The sequence below is a fragment of the Enterobacter sp. R-1.6.2 genome, assembly GCF_035064085.1.
GTDB lineage: Bacteria > Pseudomonadota > Gammaproteobacteria > Enterobacterales > Enterobacteriaceae > Enterobacter > Enterobacter asburiae_B.
Genome location: NZ_JASEYI010000008.1, coordinates 1 through 17972 on the forward strand (window position 1 = coordinate 1; position 17972 = coordinate 17972).

Genomic DNA, 17972 nt, shown 5'->3' on the forward strand with positions numbered 1-17972 from the left:
GACCACCTGCTGGGCTACATCAACGTGGCGAACCTCAAGCCGCTGAAGCTGGTCATCAACTCCGGTAACGGCGCGGCTGGTCCGGTGGTGGATGCGCTGGAAGCCCGCTTTAAGGCGCTGAACGTGCCGGTCACCTTCGTCAAAGTGCACAACACCCCGGACGGCAACTTCCCGAACGGTATTCCTAATCCGCTGCTGCCGGAGTGCCGCGACGACACCCGCAACGCGGTGATTGAGCACGGCGCGGACATGGGCATCGCCTTTGACGGTGACTTCGACCGCTGCTTCCTGTTCGACGAGAAAGGGCAGTTCATCGAGGGCTACTACATTGTCGGCCTGCTGGCGGAAGCGTTCCTTGAGAAAAACCCGGGCGCGAAAATCATTCATGACCCGCGCCTTTCCTGGAACACCGTCGACGTGGTGTCAGCGGCGGGCGGCACGCCGGTGATGTCCAAAACCGGCCACGCCTTCATCAAAGAGCGCATGCGCGAAGAAGACGCCATCTACGGCGGCGAGATGAGCGCCCACCACTACTTCCGCGATTTTGCCTACTGCGACAGCGGGATGATCCCGTGGCTGCTGGTGACCGAGCTGCTGTGCCTGAAGGGGCAGACGCTGGGCGAGCTGGTGCGCGACCGCATGGCGGCGTTCCCGGCGAGCGGGGAGATCAACAGCAAGCTGGCGCAGCCGGCCGAGGCCATTGCCCGCGTGGAGCAGCACTTTGCGATCCACGCGCTGGAAATTGACCGTACGGACGGCATCAGCATGGCGTTCCCGCAGTGGCGCTTTAACCTGCGCTCGTCCAACACCGAGCCGGTGGTGCGCCTGAACGTGGAGTCCCGTGCTGACACGGCGCTGATGGAAGCCCGAACGAAGGACATTCTGGCGCTGTTGAATCAGTAATAATTGCCCCTCCCGGCGGGAGGGGGAACCGAATACAGGAACAACGATGACGAATCTAAAAAAACGCGAACGAGCGAGAACGAATGCATCGTTAATCTCTATGGTGCAGCGTTTTTCTGATATCACCATCATGGTCGGTGGATTGTGGGCGGTGTGTCGGATCGGCGGGCTGCCGTTCTTATATATGCATCTGCTGATGGCTCTCATTGCGCTAGTCGTGTTTCAGATGATCGGCGGGATGACCGATTTCTACCGCTCGTGGCGCGGCGTGAAAATGACCACTGAACTGATGCTGTTGCTGCAGAACTGGACTCTGAGCCTGATCTTCAGCGCAGGCCTGGTGGCCTTCAGCCATGATTTTGATAATCGCCTCGTCACCTATCTCTGCTGGTATTTGATCACCAGCGTCGGCATGGTGGTGTGCCGTTCCCTTATCCGCTTCGGCGCGGGCTGGCTGCGTAACCGCGGTTATAACCGTCGCTTCGTTGCGGTAGCGGGCGATCTTCCGGTTGGTAAGGTCCTGCTCGACAGCTTCCGCAAAGAGCCGTGGTTAGGGTTTGAAGTGGTCGGGATTTATCACGACGCGAAGCCGGGCGGCGTGCCGTCGGACTGGGCGGGCAATTACGAACAGCTTATTGAAGACGCGAAAGCCGGTAAAATTCACAACGTCTACATCGCCATGCAGATGAGAGACGAATCTCGCATTAAGCAACTGATGCGCGAGCTGGCGGACACCACCTGTTCGGTGATCCTGATCCCGGACGTCTTTACCTTTAACATCCTCCATTCACGCATTGAAGAAGTGAACGGCGTGCCGGTGGTACCGCTGTACGACACCCCGCTGTCGGGCATTAACCGCGTGCTGAAGCGCGCGGAAGATATTGTGCTCTCTTCGCTGATTTTACTGCTCATCTCCCCGGTGCTGTGCTGCATTGCCCTCGCGGTGAAGCTGAGCTCTCCAGGCCCGGTTATCTTCCGCCAGACCCGCTACGGTATGGACGGTAAGCCGATTATGGTGTGGAAATTCCGCTCCATGAAGGTGATGGAAAACGACAAGGTGGTGACCCAGGCAACGCAGAACGATCCGCGCGTCACCCGCGTGGGGAACTTCCTGCGCCGCACCTCGCTGGACGAGCTGCCGCAGTTTATCAACGTCTTCACCGGCGGCATGTCGATTGTTGGCCCGCGTCCGCACGCGGTGGCGCACAACGAGCAGTACCGCTCGCTGATTGAAGGCTACATGCTGCGCCATAAGGTGAAGCCGGGCATTACCGGCTGGGCGCAGATCAACGGCTGGCGCGGCGAAACCGACACGCTGGAAAAAATGGAAAAACGTATCGAATTCGATCTGGAGTACATCCGTGAATGGAGTATCTGGTTCGATATCAAGATTGTTTTTCTGACCATCTTCAAAGGTTTCGTGAACAAAGCGGCGTACTAAGATGAGCTTACGTGAAAAAACCATCAGCGGGGCGAAGTGGTCAGCGATGGCGACCATCGTCATCATTGGCCTCGGTCTGGTGCAGATGACCGTGCTGGCGCGCATTATTGATAATCACCAGTTCGGTCTGCTGACCGTCTCGCTGGTGATTATCGCGCTGGCCGATACGCTGTCTGATTTTGGTATCGCCAACTCGATTATCCAGCGCAAAGAGATCAGCCATCTGGAGCTGACCACGCTCTACTGGCTGAACGTGGGGCTCGGGATTTTCGTGTTCGTGCTGGTGTTCCTGCTGAGCGATACCATCGCCAGCGTGCTGCACAACCCGGATCTGGCTCCGCTGATGCGCACGCTGTCGTTTGCTTTCGTGGTGATCCCGCACGGGCAGCAGTTCCGCGCGCTGATGCAGAAAGAGCTGGAGTTCAACAAGATCGGCATGATCGAGACCAGCGCGGTGCTGGCGGGCTTTACCTTCACCGTGGTGAGCGCCCATTTCTGGCCGCTGGCGATGACCGCTATCCTCGGATACCTGGTTAACTCTGCCGTGCGTACGCTGCTGTTCGGCTACTTTGGCCGCAAGATCTACCGTCCCGGGCTGCATTTCTCTCTCGCATCCGTCTCGTCCAACCTGCGCTTTGGCGCGTGGCTGACGGCGGACAGCATTATCAACTATGTGAATACCAACCTGTCGACGCTGGTGCTGGCGCGTATTCTTGGCGCGAGCGTGGCGGGGGGCTACAACCTGGCCTACAACGTCGCGGTGGTGCCGCCGATGAAGCTGAACCCGATAATCACCCGCGTGCTGTTCCCGGCCTTCGCCAAGATCCAGGACGACACCGAGAAGCTGCGCGTTAACTTCTACAAGCTGCTTTCCGTGGTGGGGATCATTAACTTCCCGGTGCTGCTGGGGCTGATGGTGGTTTCCAGCAACTTCGTGCCGCTGGTGTTTGGCGAGAAGTGGAACGGCATCATCCCGATCCTGCAGCTGCTGTGCGTGGTGGGGCTGCTGCGCTCCGTGGGGAATCCGATTGGTTCCCTGCTGATGGCAAAAGCGCGCGTCGACATTAGCTTTAAGTTCAACGTGTTCAAAACCTTCCTGTTTATTCCGGCGATTATCGTCGGCGGGCATATGGCGGGCGCCATCGGCGTCACGCTGGGCTTCCTGCTGGTGCAGATAATCAATACCGTTCTGAGCTACTTCATCATGATCAAGCCGGTGCTGGGCTCCAGCTACCGTCAGTACATCCTGAGCCTGTGGCTGCCGTTCTATCTCTCGTTGCCGACCCTGGCGGTGAGCTACGGCCTGGGCATCATCCTCAGCGGTCACCTGCCGCTGGCCGCGCTGCTGGCGGTACAGGTTGCCGCGGGCGCGCTGGCATTTGGCGTGATGATTGTGCTGTCACGCAATGCGCTGGTGGTGGAGATGAAGCGCCAGTTTTGCCGTAACGAAAAAATGAAAACGCTGCTTCGCGCAGGCTAGTTATTTAAGAGGCCATTATGAAATTATTAATTCTTGGCAACCATACCTGCGGCAACCGTGGCGACAGCGCCATCCTGCGCGGTTTACTGGATGCAATTAACACCCTTAAGCCTGAGACTGAAGTGGACGTGATGAGCCGTTATCCGGTCAGCTCATCCTGGTTACTGAACCGCCCGGTGATGGGCGACCCGCTCTATAGCCAGATGAAACAGCATAACAACGCCGCGGGCGTGATGGGCCGCGTGAAGAAAGTGCTGCGCCGTCGCTACCAGCACCAGGTGCTGCTTTCCCGCGTGACCGATACCGGCAAGCTGCGCAATATCGCTATCGCGCAGGGCTTTACCGATTTTGTCCGTCTGCTGTCCGGCTACGACGCCATTATCCAGGTCGGCGGTTCGTTCTTCGTCGATCTCTACGGCGTGCCGCAGTTTGAGCATGCGCTCTGCACCTTTATGGCGAAAAAGCCGCTGTTTATGATTGGCCACAGCGTCGGGCCATTCCAGGATCCGCAGTTTAACCAGCTCGCAAACTACGTGTTCGGCCACTGCGACGCGCTGATCCTGCGCGAGTCGGTCAGCCTCGACATGATGAAGCGCAGCGAAATTGACACCTCAAAAGTTGAGCACGGCGTGGACACCGCGTGGCTGGTGGATCACCAGGACGACAGCTTCCAGCCGAGCTACGCGGTGCAGCACTGGCTCGACGTGGCGGCGAAACAGAAAACCGTCGCGATTACCCTGCGCGAGCTGGCGCCCTTCGATAAGCGTTTAGGTACGACCCAGGCGGCGTATGAGAAAGCCTTCGCCGACGTGGTGAACCGCGTGCTGGACAGCGGGTACCAGGTGCTGGCGCTCTCCACCTGCACCGGCATCGACAGCTACAACAAAGACGACCGTATGGTGGCGCTGAACCTGCGCAATCTGGTGAACGATCCGTCCCGCTATCACGTGGTGATGGACGAACTTAACGATCTGGAGATGGGCAAGCTGCTCTCCGCCTGCGACCTGACCGTCGGCACGCGCCTGCACTCCGCCATTATCTCCATGAACTTTGGCACGCCGGCCATTGCCATCAACTACGAACACAAATCAGCAGGCATCATGCAGCAGCTCGGTATGCCGGAAATGGCCGCGGATATCCGTCATCTGCTCGATGGTTCGCTCGGTGCGATGGTGGGCGACACGCTCGGCCAGCTGCCTGCGATCAATGAACGCCTGGCGGTGGCGGTGAAAGCCGAGCGCGAGAAGGGCATTGGGATGGTGAAATCGGTACTTGACCGCGTACGGGAGGGGAAATGAAGGTTGGTTTCTTCTTACTGAAATTTCCGCTGTCGTCTGAAACGTTTGTCCTGAACCAAATCACCGCGTTTATCGATATGGGATATGACGTGGAGATTATCGCCCTGCAAAAGGGCGATACCAAAAATACCCATGCGGCGTATGCCCAGTATGGGCTGGAGGCGAAAACCCGCTGGCTGCAGGATGAGCCTTCCGGGAGACTGAGTAAGCTGCGCCACCGGGCCAGCCAGACCTTGCGCGGGATCCACCGCGCGTCGACGTGGCGAGCGCTGAATGTTTCCCGCTATGGTTCCGAATCCCGCAATCTGATCCTCTCGGCCATCTGCGGGCAAACCGCGCAGCCGTATCGTGCCGACGTGTTTATCGCCCACTTTGGCCCGGCGGGCGTCACCGCCGCGAAGCTGCGCGAGCTGGGCGTGATTGACGGCAAAATTGCGACCATCTTCCACGGTATCGATATCTCCAGCCGCGAAGTGCTGAACCACTACACGCCGGAGTATCAGCAGCTGTTCAGGCGCGGCGACATGATGCTGCCTATCAGCGACCTGTGGGCCGGGCGCCTGAAAAACATGGGCTGCCCGGGAGAGAAAATTGCCGTTTCGCGTATGGGCGTGGATTTGACGCGCTTCACTCGCCGTCCTGTTAAGGTGCCGGGAAAACCGCTGCAGATCATCTCCGTTGCTCGCCTGACCGAGAAGAAAGGCCTCCATGTGGCCATTGAAGCCTGCCGCCAGCTGAAAGCGCGCGGGGTGGATTTCCACTATCGCATTCTCGGCATTGGGCCGTGGGAGCGTCGTCTGCGCACGCTTATCGAACAGTATCAGCTGGAAGATGTCGTAGAGATGCCGGGCTTCAAGCCGAGCCACGAGGTCAAGGCCATGCTCGACGAGGCGGATGTCTTTCTGCTGCCTTCCGTAACGGGCGCCGATGGCGATATGGAAGGCATTCCGGTGGCGCTGATGGAGGCGATGGCCGTAGGTATTCCGGTGGTATCAACCATGCACAGCGGGATCCCGGAGCTGATTAAGTCTGACCACTCCGGCTGGCTGGTGCCGGAGAATAACGCGTTGGCCCTTGCGGACCGATTAGCAGCCTTCAGCGATATTGACCAGCAGGCGCTGGAGCCCGTGCTCCAGAACGCCCGACAAAAAGTGGAAACCGATTTTAACCAGCAGGTGATTAACCGCCAGTTAGCGAGCCTGCTGCAAACGTTGTAACGCCGAGGATGTATGCTGAAAAAGATTACCCGACGCACCTTTGTCTCTTCTCTCTCCGTTCTGGCGGCCACGCCGCTGCTGTCGTCACGCATCGTCCGGGCGGCAAGCGGCAGAACGGTCTCTGTTAATCAGTACAATAACAACGACTGGATCGCCGCTTTTAAGCAGGCGTTTAATGACGGCGACACCGTTGTGGTCCCTGCCGGTCTCACCTGCGAAAACATCAATACCGGCATTTTCATTCCTGACGGTAAAACGCTGCTGATCCGCGGGGCGTTAACCGGCAACGGGCGCGGCCGCTTTGTTCTGCAGGAAGGCAGCAAAGTGATAGGCGAAGGTGCTGGCCGCACGGAGAACATTACGCTCGACGTTCGCGGCTCTGACTGCGTTATCAAAGGGCTGGCCATGAGCGGTTTTGGCCCGGTGACGCAGATCTACATCGGCGGCAAGAAACCGAGCGTGATGCGCAACCTGCTGATTGATAACATCAGCGTAAGCCAGGCCAACTACGCCATCCTGCGCCAGGGTTTCCACAACCAGGTTGACGGTGCCCGCATCACCAACAGCAAATTTAGCCATCTCCAGGGGGATGCGATCGAGTGGAACGTCGCCATCAACGATCGCAATATCCTGATCTCTGACCATGTCATCGACAACATCAACTGCACCAACGGCAAGATCAACTGGGGCATCGGCATTGGCCTCGCCGGCAGCACCTACGATAACGACTATCCGGAGAAGCAAACCGTCAAGAACTTCGTGGTGGCAAACATCACCGGCAGCAACTGTCGCCAGCTGGTGCACGTTGAAAACGGTAAACATTTTGTTATTCGCAATATCAAGGCCAAAAATATTACCCCCGATTTCAGTAAAAAGGCGGGTATAGACAACGCCACGGTGGCCATCTATGGCTGTGATAATTTCATTATTGATAATGTCGATATGGTGAACAGTGCGGGAATGTTAATCGGCTATGGGGTGATAAAAGGCGATTATTTGTCCATCCCGCAGAACTTCAAGCTCAACAATATTCATCTCGATAATCGTCAGCTTGCGTATAAATTGCGCGGAATACAGATTTCATCCGGTAACGCCACCTCGTTTGTGGCGATAACCAACGTGGAAATGCAGCGTGCAACGCTTGAGCTGCACAACAAGCCGCAACATCTTTTTTTACGCAATATCAATGTGATGCAGGAAGCCGCTGTGGGGCCCGCCCTGAAGATTAACTTCGACCTGCGTAAGGATGTGCGGGGTAAATTCATGGCGAAAGACGAGACGTTGCTGTCGCTGGCGAACATAAAAGCAGTGAATGAGAAGGGGCAAAGCTCGGTCGATATTGACCGGGTCGACCAGCAGGTGGTGAATGTGGAAAGGCTTAACTTTGCGCTTCCGCACAGATAATCGACAATCATCAGTTTTGAGACTATTCCTGGCATAAAAGCGCGATCTAATCAGATTACAACTACAGAAATTTGTGATGCTAAGGCGTAACATTGCCCAAGGATTACGGCAAATCATGCTGGCGAAAACAGGTTTAAGAGCTATAATTCGTCAACCATTTTAAGGTGGAAGAAATAATGATTAATTTGAAAGCAGTCATTCCGGTAGCAGGCTTGGGCATGCATATGCTGCCAGCCACAAAAGCCATTCCTAAAGAGATGCTGCCGATCGTCGACAAGCCAATGATTCAGTACATTGTCGATGAGATTGTTGCTGCAGGGATCAAAGAAATCGTCCTGGTTACGCACTCCTCCAAGAATGCGGTAGAAAACCACTTCGACACCTCTTACGAACTCGAAGCGCTGCTTGAGCAGCGCGTCAAACGCCAGCTGCTGGCGGAAGTGCAGTCTATTTGCCCGCCGGGCGTGACCATCATGAACGTGCGTCAGGCGCAGCCGCTGGGCCTGGGCCACTCTATCCTGTGTGCTCGTCCGGTTGTGGGTGATAACCCATTCATTGTTGTTCTTCCGGACATCATCATCGATACCGCTTCTGCCGATCCGCTGCGTTACAACCTGGCGGCAATGGTGGCGCGTTTCAATGAAACCGGCCGTAGCCAGGTGCTGGCGAAACGCATGAAGGGCGATCTCTCCGAGTACTCCGTTATCCAGACTAAAGAACCGCTGGAAACGGAAGGGCAGGTGAGCCGCATCGTTGAGTTCATCGAAAAACCGGATCAACCACAGACACTGGACTCAGACCTGATGGCGGTTGGCCGTTATGTTCTGAACGCCGATATCTGGGCAGAGCTGGAAAAAACTGAGCCAGGCGCCTGGGATCGTATTCAGCTGACTGATGCGATTGCCGAGCTGGCGAAAAAACAGTCCGTTGACGCTATGCTGATGACCGGCGACAGCTACGACTGCGGTAAGAAAATGGGGTATATGCAGGCGTTCGTGAACTATGGACTGCGTAACCTGAAGGAAGGGGCGAAATTCAGAACCCGTATTGAGAAGTTGCTCGCAAACGACTGATATTCCTGCAACGTCTTGGACAAGCGGCAGTCATTATTTTGGTGTATTGAAACATAGCCAAAATGATGACTGCCTTTTTTTATTATTAATCCTATGATTACATAGAGTTACAGGGTTTAAATCTGGATCGCTTTGTAGCGATTTGTGCTTGTTTCTGAGGTCGTTTAGGACGACAATTAACGCCAGTTTTTTGTCTGGATCCAGACAAAAAAATCATTTAATCAGAGATCGCTCAGTGCACTGGTAGCTGTTAAGCCAGGGGCGGTAGCGTGCTCAATTTCTGAAACCGTCAATAAATGCTCAGGTTTCAGAACGCCAGTATCCAGACATATATACTAGACGGAACAGATAACGTGAAAATTCTTGTGACGGGCGGGGCCGGCTTTATCGGCTCAGCGGTTGTACGACATATTATTAAAAATACCCAGGACGACGTCGTCAATGTGGATAAGCTGACCTATGCCGGCAACCTTGAGTCGCTTAGTGAAGTCAGCGAAAGCGATCGATATGTTTTTGAGCATGCGGATATTTGCGATAAAGACGCCATGGATCGCATTTTCGCAAAACATAAGCCTGATGCGGTGATGCACCTGGCCGCCGAAAGTCACGTCGATCGTTCTATTACCGGCCCGGCTGCGTTTATCGAAACCAATATCGTCGGCACTTATGTACTGCTGGAAGCCGCTCGTGCTTACTGGTCAACGTTGGATGAGCAAGCGAAGAAAGCCTTCCGTTTCCATCACATCTCTACCGACGAAGTGTATGGTGATTTGCCGCATCCTGATGAGCACCCGGCATCAGCTGAGCTGCCGCTCTTCACTGAAACCACGGCTTATGCGCCTAGCAGCCCGTATTCAGCATCAAAAGCCTCAAGCGACCATCTTGTTCGTGCCTGGCTGCGTACCTATGGTTTCCCAACTATTGTCACCAACTGTTCGAATAACTACGGCCCGTACCATTTCCCGGAAAAACTGATCCCACTGGTTATCCTGAATGCGCTGGACGGAAAAGCTCTGCCTATTTACGGCAAGGGTGAGCAGATTCGTGACTGGTTGTATGTGGAAGATCATGCGCGTGCACTGTACACCGTTGTCACTAAAGGTAAACCGGGTGAAACGTACAACATTGGTGGTCATAACGAGAAGCAGAACCTGGACGTGGTCCATACGATTTGCGATCTGCTTGATGAGATTGTGCCTAAAGAGGGGTCTTATCGCGATCAGATTATGTATGTTGCTGACCGTCCGGGCCATGACCGTCGCTATGCGATTGATGCACATAAAATAGGTGTTGAACTGGGCTGGAAGCCTGAGGAGACATTCGAAAGCGGGATTCGTAAGACGGTGGAATGGTATCTAACGAATGAGCAGTGGGTGAGTAATGTTAAAAGTGGAGCATATGCTTCATGGCTTTCAACACAATATGGAGATAACAATAAATGAAAGGCATTATTTTAGCCGGTGGCTCAGGTTCACGCTTGCATCCAATTACATTGGGAACCTCGAAACAGTTATTACCGATTTATGACAAGCCAATGATTTATTATCCGCTTTCAGTGCTAATGTTGGCTGGTATTAGGGATATCCTTATTATCACAACTCCCGAGGATTGTGATAGCTTCAAACGTCTCTTGGGAAATGGTGCTCGTTTAGGCATTAATCTTAGTTATAAAGTTCAACCTTCACCAGATGGCCTCGCGCAGGCGTTTATCCTCGGAGAAGAGTTTATTGCGAATGATAAAGTATGTTTAGTCCTGGGGGATAATATCTTTTTTGGACAGGCATTTGGAAAACAATTGCGGCATGCAGTAGATAATTTGAGCGGCGCCACGGTGTTCGGTTATAAAGTAATGGATCCTGAAAGATTCGGCGTAGTCGAATTTGATGATAACTTCAATGCTATTTCCATCGAAGAAAAACCGAAACATCCGAAATCAAATTGGGCCGTTACGGGGCTGTACTTTTATGATAATCAGGTAGTTGAAATAGCAAAAAAAGTGAAACCGTCTGATAGGGGTGAGTTAGAAATAACAAGTATTAACCAAGAATATCTCAACCAGGGGGCTTTAAAGGTTGAGCAATTAGGACGTGGATTTGCATGGCTTGATACTGGAACACATGATTCTCTTCTTGAAGCTTCGCAATTTGTGCAAACTGTCGAGAAGCGACAGGGATTCAAGATCGCTTGTCTCGAAGAAATTGCTTATAATCAAGGCTGGCTGAGTAAAGAAGATATTAAGTCGATAGGGAGTTCACTTTCTAAAACAGGTTACGGGAATTATTTATTAAGCCTTATCAAGTAAGAGTATTTTGAATAAATGAATATCATAAAAACTAAATTAGATGGTCTTTTAATAATTGAACCAAAAGTGTTTGGTGATGAACGTGGTTTTTTTTATGAGACATATCACGAGCAACGCTATAAAAACGCTGGAATTAAAGAGAGTTTTGTTCAGGACAATCGCTCCCGTTCCACAGGTAATGTGCTCCGTGGTTTACATTTTCAAAAAAGAAAGCCGCAAGGTAAATTGGTAACGGTCACCGCTGGTACAGTGTTCGATGTAGCGGTAGATCTACGTGAAGACTCCCCAACTTTTGGTCAGTATGAATCTATTATTCTTTCTGGTGATAATAGGCTCCAGTTTTATATCCCACCTGGGTTTGCCCATGGATTTTGCGTTTTGAGTGACATTGCTGATTTCCAGTATAAATGTACGGATTTTTATGATCCTACGGATGAAGGAGGAATTATTTGGAATGATAATTCTATAAATATCAATTGGCCGATTTCTGAGCCAAATTTGTCTTTAAAAGATAAGGAGCTTCCTTCATTGGAAGACGTTCGTAAGCAATTGAAATTTGGAAAGTAAATGAGTATTTATACAGTAGTCGGCGGGAATGGCTTTATTGGAAGTGAAATAGTAAGACATCTACATTCTTTGCACAAAGATGTGTGGATTCCTGAACGGAACGATCCAAATATTTTTTCAAAAAAACTTGGCACCCTGATTTATTGCGCAGGCAATGGCGATTGCCAACTAAAACCATTTGATGTCTTGACTGCTAATTGCTTATTACTCTCTGAACTTCTCCAGAATGCTAACTTTGACCGCTTAATATATGTTTCTTCCACGAGATTATATATGAATGGGGATGAAAGCTCTGAAACAAGCGATCTGATAATCAGGCAGGATGATAATCGTCGACTCTTTAATCTAACAAAATTAGTCGCGGAAGAATTATGCTTTAAAAGTGGTAAGCCATTTACTATTGTGCGCCCAAGTAATGTTTATGGGGTAGCACTAAAAAGTCCCTTGTTTTTGCCTTCTATAACACGTAATGCAATAATCAACGGACGCATTGATATGTACGTTGATAAAAATTATGAAAAAGATTATGTCTCAGTTACTGATGTAGCGGAAAGTGTCATAAAGCTGAGTAATAACAAAAAAGCTGAAGGAGAAATAATTAACATTGCCTCAGGAACTAATACATCATCAGAACAGATCGCTAGCGTGCTTATTCAAAATACAAATTGCGTTGTGAATTGGCATGAAAATAATGCGACAAAAGAGATATTCCCTATTACAGATATTTCATTACTAAAAAAATTGATTCCTGACTACAAACCTCGTTCTGTTCTGTCTGATTTGTCAGACATGATTCAATTATTCAAAAGTGAACTACAAATTAAATCATGAAACATGTAGTTAGAAAAAAGGATGTTTTATGGGGATACCTCTCTCAATTCTTGAGTATTGCATCCAGTTTACTACTGTTGCCCTTTATTCTTAGATATTTAGGGCAAGAAGAAATAGGGTTATGGTATGTTTTTGTTGCTCTTGCAGGATTGGTACAGCTTTTAGAGTTTGGTCTGTTACCTACAGTTTCAAGGTTTATATCTTATGTATATTCTGGGGCCAAAGATATAACTTATAATAAAATACCTGAATGCAAAGATGAAGAGATAAATCAAGAGCTTCTGAATGCTTTAATAATAGCGGCGAGGGAAATTTATTTTAAAATAACCACTCTCGCATTTGTAGGGATCGTGATATTTGGGAATATATATTTGTACAGTTTGCACACAACTCTAGATTTTCTCTATGTGATGAGTTGTTGGACTCTGTATGGTATAAGTATATGTGTTCAATTGTATTTTGGATATTATAATTCAATTTTGAAAGGAAGGGGGGATCAAACTGTTTTAAATAAAGTTATAGTGTTAACGAAGTCTATCCTTCTGGCCGTTAGTATCCCCATGTTAGTAAGTGGTCAAGGATTAATATCCCTCGCAATTGGATCTGTCATTGCTGTAATCATCGATAGATGGATTATAACCAAGTGTGTCTACAACAATGATCATTATATTATTAAAAATTATATCCCACTTCAAGCAGCAAAAGAGTTAAAAACAATTGTCTGGCAAAGTGCTAAAGACATGGGAATAGTTCAATTAGGTAATTTCCTGTGTGTAAGGGGTAGTATCCTTATAGTATCAAGCTTCATTGGTTTGAAAGCTGCAGCCGCTTATGGATTGACGGTACAAGTAACGATGGTTATTGTGATTGTCGCCTCTATGTTGTTTGGTCTTAATTTACCTCGTATGACTGCTGAACAGGCATTACAGAAATATTCATCTGTTAAGCGGTTATTTAAAAAATCGCTATTGACAGCTAATGCTATTTATATGGCTTCTGCTTTTTCCTTGGTTTTTCTTGGTGATTTTCTTCTAAAACATATAACGCAGCAAACACATTTTTTGCCAACAGAAATGCTAGTGCTATATTTGATCTGCAGTTTATTAGAAATGAATTACTCATTATGCACTTCATATCTAACAACAAAAAACCAGATTCCATTTGTTAAAAGCATGATAATAACGGGGATGTCAATTATTTTGCTTTCTTTTGTGGTCACTTATTACTTAAAGGCAGGGTTGTTAGGGGTGATATTGTCTCAATTGTTTGTACAGTCACTCTATAATAACTGGAAATGGCCGCTAACTGTTTATCAGGACCTAAGAAATGTCAAGAGCTGAAGTCGCAATAATTGATTTACTCAGAAAGAAAGAAGAGCATTATGTTTTTAATTCTTTAACAATTAAAGCTATTAGTGAAGAGAATAAAGCAACTATTTGGTTATCAGATGATGCAACACTAATATCCGAATTAAACTCGGATGTTAAAGTAAATAAAATTAATATCATGAGGACAAAATTATACCTCTGGCTATATTCAACATTGCATCTGGCTGTCATTTTATTAAAGTTACCTAAAACATTAAGTTCAGTCTTTGTACTGTCTGCAACACCTCTTCAGTACGCCTTATTAAGTGCATTGAGCCTAATCATAAGGCCAAAAATTTTTCTTTTTATGCACGGAGAGCTTGGTTATTTAAAAACCCCATCTGGTTTTGGTCAGAAATTAGGACGCTTCTTTATTTCGTTGGGCTTTAGATTTGGTGATGTAAAATTCATTTGTATTAGTTCATCAATACATGAAAGCTTGTCACAGCTTTTCAAAAATAGAACATTTTATTATGTGCAACATCCTATATCCACGCATCAAAAATTGCTAAAAAGCAGAAAGGATATAAACTTTGGGAGCTTTGGCATCCAAAGTGGAAATAAAGGTAGCGACAAGATTTATGAGCTTGCGAATTATATAAGTTCGATGGATTTGACCTGTATCAGGTTGATGACCGTAGGGGTGAGTGATGGAGGGTTTATTTATGATAAATGTACAAATGTTCATCACTTATGCAAAGGATATCTTAAAGAATCACTGATAAGTAAAAATGAATTTTATAGTAATGTTCAGAAAATAGATGTCGCACTTATTTTTTCTGGTCAGTCTACAATTTCTGACACGACATATGACCTGGTATCAAGCGGTGTTTTTGCGGATTGCATTGCCTTTAATATGCCTGTAATAGCTATGCGCAATAAACAGCTGGCTCATTATTTTGAAAGATATGGACAGTTTGGTTACCTTTGTGACTCTGTAAGGGAAATGGCTGATGCAGTCCTGGAAATTGCACAAAACAGAGAACTACTTGATAAATTCGAAGAGGTATTAAGTAAAGTTCGTGAAGATTTTAAATTTGAAAATTATAAAGTAAGAATCGCAGAGATTATGCGGAATGAATAAAATTTCTAAGTATATGGTGTATGTATATATTGCACCAATCATCGTGTCCCTATATTTTATTTATAATACTGGATATCTGTTAGGTGATTTTAGAAGTTATTCCTATAGCTTGGGTTTCACTGAAGCATCCAGTATTTTCCTTTTTTACATGCTGCCATTGCTTTTTATATATTTCATGGTGAAAATTTCTGGGCATGTATATATATATGACTGTGAAAATAAACGCCTCGATGTTATATTTTTTAGATTGTTATTGCTAACTGGTATTATTACTTTACTCTTTGGTGCAAACCAGATTGGGCAGGTTGCGCAAACTGGGTTTTCCGGTTTAATGATAAAAATTGCAAGTAAGTTAAACCCTTTAGCGATACTACCATTACTCACTTTCTCTGCAATATCACACCGAAAGTTTTTAGTAAGTGTAATGATTGTGATCTTCTTTTCTTACATGCAACATTCCTTGCAGGGAATATTCATTAGTATTTTATGTATTGGTGCGTATTACATTGTTAACAACAAAATAAATAGAATTACACTGAACTTTTTATTTTTACTCCCACTCATTTTTATAGGTCCATTACTTGACTTGATAAGCTATGTATATACGCTTAGGAATGAAATGCGTGGAGTGGCTTTCGATTCTAATGAAATACTGTCTCTTACGATTGGTCGCATATCGACAACATCCTCTTTGATTGAAATTCTGCACAATAATTACTTTAGTCAATCAGTTTCTGACTTCTTTAGTCTGGGAATAATGCTCGAAAGATTGCTTGGGATAACACTCTTTGATACAACCTCCCCATCAAATATATTCAACCTGGCAATCGTGGGGCAAGATGCTGGATACAGTATATTTATGGGGATGCCGGGTTTTTTAGCCTTTCTCATGAAAGGAGATGTAACTAGTTTTATATTTAACGTTATAATAATATCATTAGTGCTTGTCAGTATTTACTTGCTAATTCCTGTTTTCAATAGACGTTACAGAATAGTTGCTTTTTTCCTCATTATGTATTTATCTTTTTTGTCATTTGATATATGGGAAATATCTATTGCCTTTCAGACTGTTGTACTCTGGCGCATAATTTTGTTATTTAATAATCTGAGCTTTCGAAGGATATAATGAAGAGTATTTTATTTATAATACCATCAATGTCTCCTGCTGGTGGTATTGAAAGAGTAATTTCAACACTCGTTAATAAACTCTCGGAGCTTTATGAGTGTGATGTACTAACTTTTGACAATAAAGATTATTTTTACCATGTCGATAAAAATGTTGGTCGGCACACCTTAAATCAAAAACTCAATCTTGATATGAATCATAGATGGAGGCGTTTAATACAAGTCGGCACTAACTTTTGGATAACGATATTTAATCTAAAAAGATTTTTTTCGACCAACGTCTACGACTATGTCTATGTAACTCACCCTTTGGTCCATTTAATGCTACTCCTTGCAGGCGTTGACTCGAGAAAAATAATTATAAGTGAACATGGGGCACGTAATAATTATAATAAAATATATAGATTCATTCGAAAAGTTACGTATAAACATTGTCATGCATACTGTTTACCAACTAAAAGTGATTTTGCCTTTTATAAGGAAATGGGTTTTCCGGTGCGGTATACGCCTCACTATAAACCTAATTTAAAATATAGAATGCATGCTGATGATGTTAGAACTGTTTTGTGTGTGGGAAGACTAACACCCGATAAACAGCACTTACTTTTACTAGACATTTGGCGAGAGTGTATACATCAACTACCAAAAGGTTGGTTGCTCCATATTGTGGGTGATGGTGAATTAAAACCAGATATCGAGAAATTTATCACCAACAATAAACTTGAAGATAATGTTAAGTTAAGTTGTGCTGTCCGGGATATATCAGATTTATATTATAACTCTTCAATTTTTGTTTTGACTTCACGTAGTGAAGGCTTTGGAATGGTGTTGCTTGAGGCTATTTCTTTTGGTTTGCCCGCTATTAGTTTTAATTGTCCTTCAGGACCAATGGATATTATCAATAATGAAAACGGATTTTTAATAGAAGATGGTAATCGAGATTTATTCAAAAATAAATTAATTGAATTGATAAATTCAGACGAGTTGCAGGATAGCTTAAGTTCTGGTGCTTATAAATCAGCACAGCAATGGAATGACGAAAAGATAACAGAGTATTGGCAGGATATTTTTAAATGAATTTATCAGTAGTTATACCTGTATACAATGGGGCAAAAACAATTGTTAATGCAGTCAAGTCTGTAGTTGAACAAAAAAAACCTGCTGACAATTTTAATATTGAAATTATCGTTGTTAATGATGGTTCTGTGGATAATACACTACAGGTCTTGAATGAATATGTTTTGGCTCATCGAGTAAAAAATATTTCAATATATACGACTGAAAATGGTGGCGTTTCCAGGGCCAGAAATTATGGAATAAAGAAATCGCGTCATGATTGGATTGGTTTCCTTGATGCTGATGATGTTTGGATTAGTAATAAACTTGAAATACAATATAAATATCTTACAGAATCTTGCATTGAACCCGTTTTTATAGGTTCCGCTCGCAACGAAGAAGCTCTTTTTTTATATGGTAAAAAGATTACTTCGTTGTATAAAGCACGTTTAATAGATCTACTCATTAAAGTTTTTCCGCAAACGTCTACAGCACTGGTGCGCAAAGATGTGATAATGGATTGTGGTCTATACGACACTAACATGACACATAGCGAAGACGCAGATTTATGGGTCCGAATTTGCGCCAGTGGAGGTAATTTTTATTACCACCCTGAATCTACGGTTTTAACAGGCTCTGGAAAGCATAATTTTGGTGACTCAGGCTTATCAGCGAACTTGAAGTTAATGGAGAAAGGGGCCTGTTATATGTTACACAAGGCTCGTAAACGTGGAGATATATCTTTTTTAGTTTATGCTCTCTTGTATATATTCTTTAAAATTAAGTATTTAAGACGTTTGATAATTGTCAAGCTTAGGGGATGA

16 protein-coding genes are annotated in these 17972 nt (G+C 46.6%); all 16 read left to right on the top strand.

Going from position 1 to position 17972, the window contains the following annotated elements; genetic code table 11:
* On the top strand, positions 1-903 hold a 903-nt coding region (locus QMN93_RS10375), incomplete at its 5' end, for a phosphomannomutase CpsG (RefSeq protein ID WP_323630723.1).
* 46 nt (positions 904-949) lie between these two features.
* On the top strand, positions 950-2344 hold the full coding sequence (wcaJ, locus tag QMN93_RS10380; protein WP_033145973.1) for an undecaprenyl-phosphate glucose phosphotransferase: 1395 nt from the start codon (positions 950-952) through the stop codon (positions 2342-2344).
* Position 2345: 1 nt separating this feature from the next.
* Positions 2346-3824, top strand: coding sequence for a colanic acid undecaprenyl disphosphate flippase WzxC (gene wzxC, locus QMN93_RS10385; RefSeq protein WP_039262643.1), 1479 nt, complete (start codon positions 2346-2348; stop codon positions 3822-3824).
* 17 nt (positions 3825-3841) lie between these two features.
* A complete protein-coding gene (wcaK, locus tag QMN93_RS10390) occupies positions 3842-5122 on the top strand; it encodes a colanic acid biosynthesis pyruvyl transferase WcaK (protein WP_193140318.1) in 1281 nt (426 codons plus the stop codon).
* Positions 5119-6339 (top strand): colanic acid biosynthesis glycosyltransferase WcaL, encoded by a 1221-nt coding sequence (wcaL, locus tag QMN93_RS10395; RefSeq protein ID WP_193140316.1) that lies wholly within the window; start codon positions 5119-5121, stop codon positions 6337-6339. Before wcaK ends, wcaL begins: the two co-directional genes overlap by 4 nt.
* Before the next feature lie 12 nt (positions 6340-6351).
* Complete coding sequence (wcaM, locus tag QMN93_RS10400; RefSeq protein WP_323619273.1) at positions 6352-7743, top strand: colanic acid biosynthesis protein WcaM; 1392 nt, start codon at positions 6352-6354, stop codon at positions 7741-7743.
* 176 nt (positions 7744-7919) lie between these two features.
* Positions 7920-8816 (top strand): GalU regulator GalF, encoded by an 897-nt coding sequence (galF, locus tag QMN93_RS10405; protein ID WP_029742022.1) that lies wholly within the window; start codon positions 7920-7922, stop codon positions 8814-8816.
* A gap of 353 nt (positions 8817-9169) precedes the next feature.
* On the top strand, positions 9170-10258 hold the full coding sequence (rfbB, locus tag QMN93_RS10410; protein ID WP_193140314.1) for a dTDP-glucose 4,6-dehydratase: 1089 nt from the start codon (positions 9170-9172) through the stop codon (positions 10256-10258).
* Positions 10255-11118: a glucose-1-phosphate thymidylyltransferase RfbA gene (gene rfbA, locus QMN93_RS10415; protein WP_115875788.1), complete on the top strand. Its 864-nt coding sequence runs from the start codon at positions 10255-10257 to the stop codon at positions 11116-11118. Before rfbB ends, rfbA begins: the two co-directional genes overlap by 4 nt.
* Positions 11119-11133: 15 nt before the next feature.
* Positions 11134-11685, top strand: coding sequence for a dTDP-4-dehydrorhamnose 3,5-epimerase (gene rfbC, locus QMN93_RS10420; protein ID WP_087822992.1), 552 nt, complete (start codon positions 11134-11136; stop codon positions 11683-11685).
* A complete protein-coding gene (locus tag QMN93_RS10425; RefSeq protein ID WP_193140312.1) occupies positions 11686-12516 on the top strand; it encodes an NAD(P)-dependent oxidoreductase in 831 nt (276 codons plus the stop codon).
* On the top strand, positions 12513-13856 hold the full coding sequence (gene wzx, locus QMN93_RS10430; protein WP_193140310.1) for an O-unit flippase-like protein: 1344 nt from the start codon (positions 12513-12515) through the stop codon (positions 13854-13856). The genes QMN93_RS10425 and wzx overlap by 4 nt, the downstream gene beginning before the upstream one ends.
* Positions 13843-14967 (top strand): glycosyltransferase, encoded by a 1125-nt coding sequence (locus tag QMN93_RS10435; RefSeq protein ID WP_193140308.1) that lies wholly within the window; start codon positions 13843-13845, stop codon positions 14965-14967. Before wzx ends, QMN93_RS10435 begins: the two co-directional genes overlap by 14 nt.
* Positions 14960-16093, top strand: a complete 1134-nt coding sequence (gene wzy / locus QMN93_RS10440; RefSeq protein ID WP_193140306.1) for an oligosaccharide repeat unit polymerase — start codon at positions 14960-14962, stop codon at positions 16091-16093. Before QMN93_RS10435 ends, wzy begins: the two co-directional genes overlap by 8 nt.
* The gene (locus QMN93_RS10445) at positions 16093-17169 is read left to right on the top strand and encodes a glycosyltransferase family 4 protein (RefSeq protein ID WP_193140304.1); all 1077 of its coding nucleotides are present in this window, start codon (positions 16093-16095) and stop codon (positions 17167-17169) included. Before wzy ends, QMN93_RS10445 begins: the two co-directional genes overlap by 1 nt.
* Positions 17166-17972: a glycosyltransferase family A protein gene (locus QMN93_RS10450; protein ID WP_193140302.1), complete on the top strand. Its 807-nt coding sequence runs from the start codon at positions 17166-17168 to the stop codon at positions 17970-17972. The genes QMN93_RS10445 and QMN93_RS10450 overlap by 4 nt, the downstream gene beginning before the upstream one ends.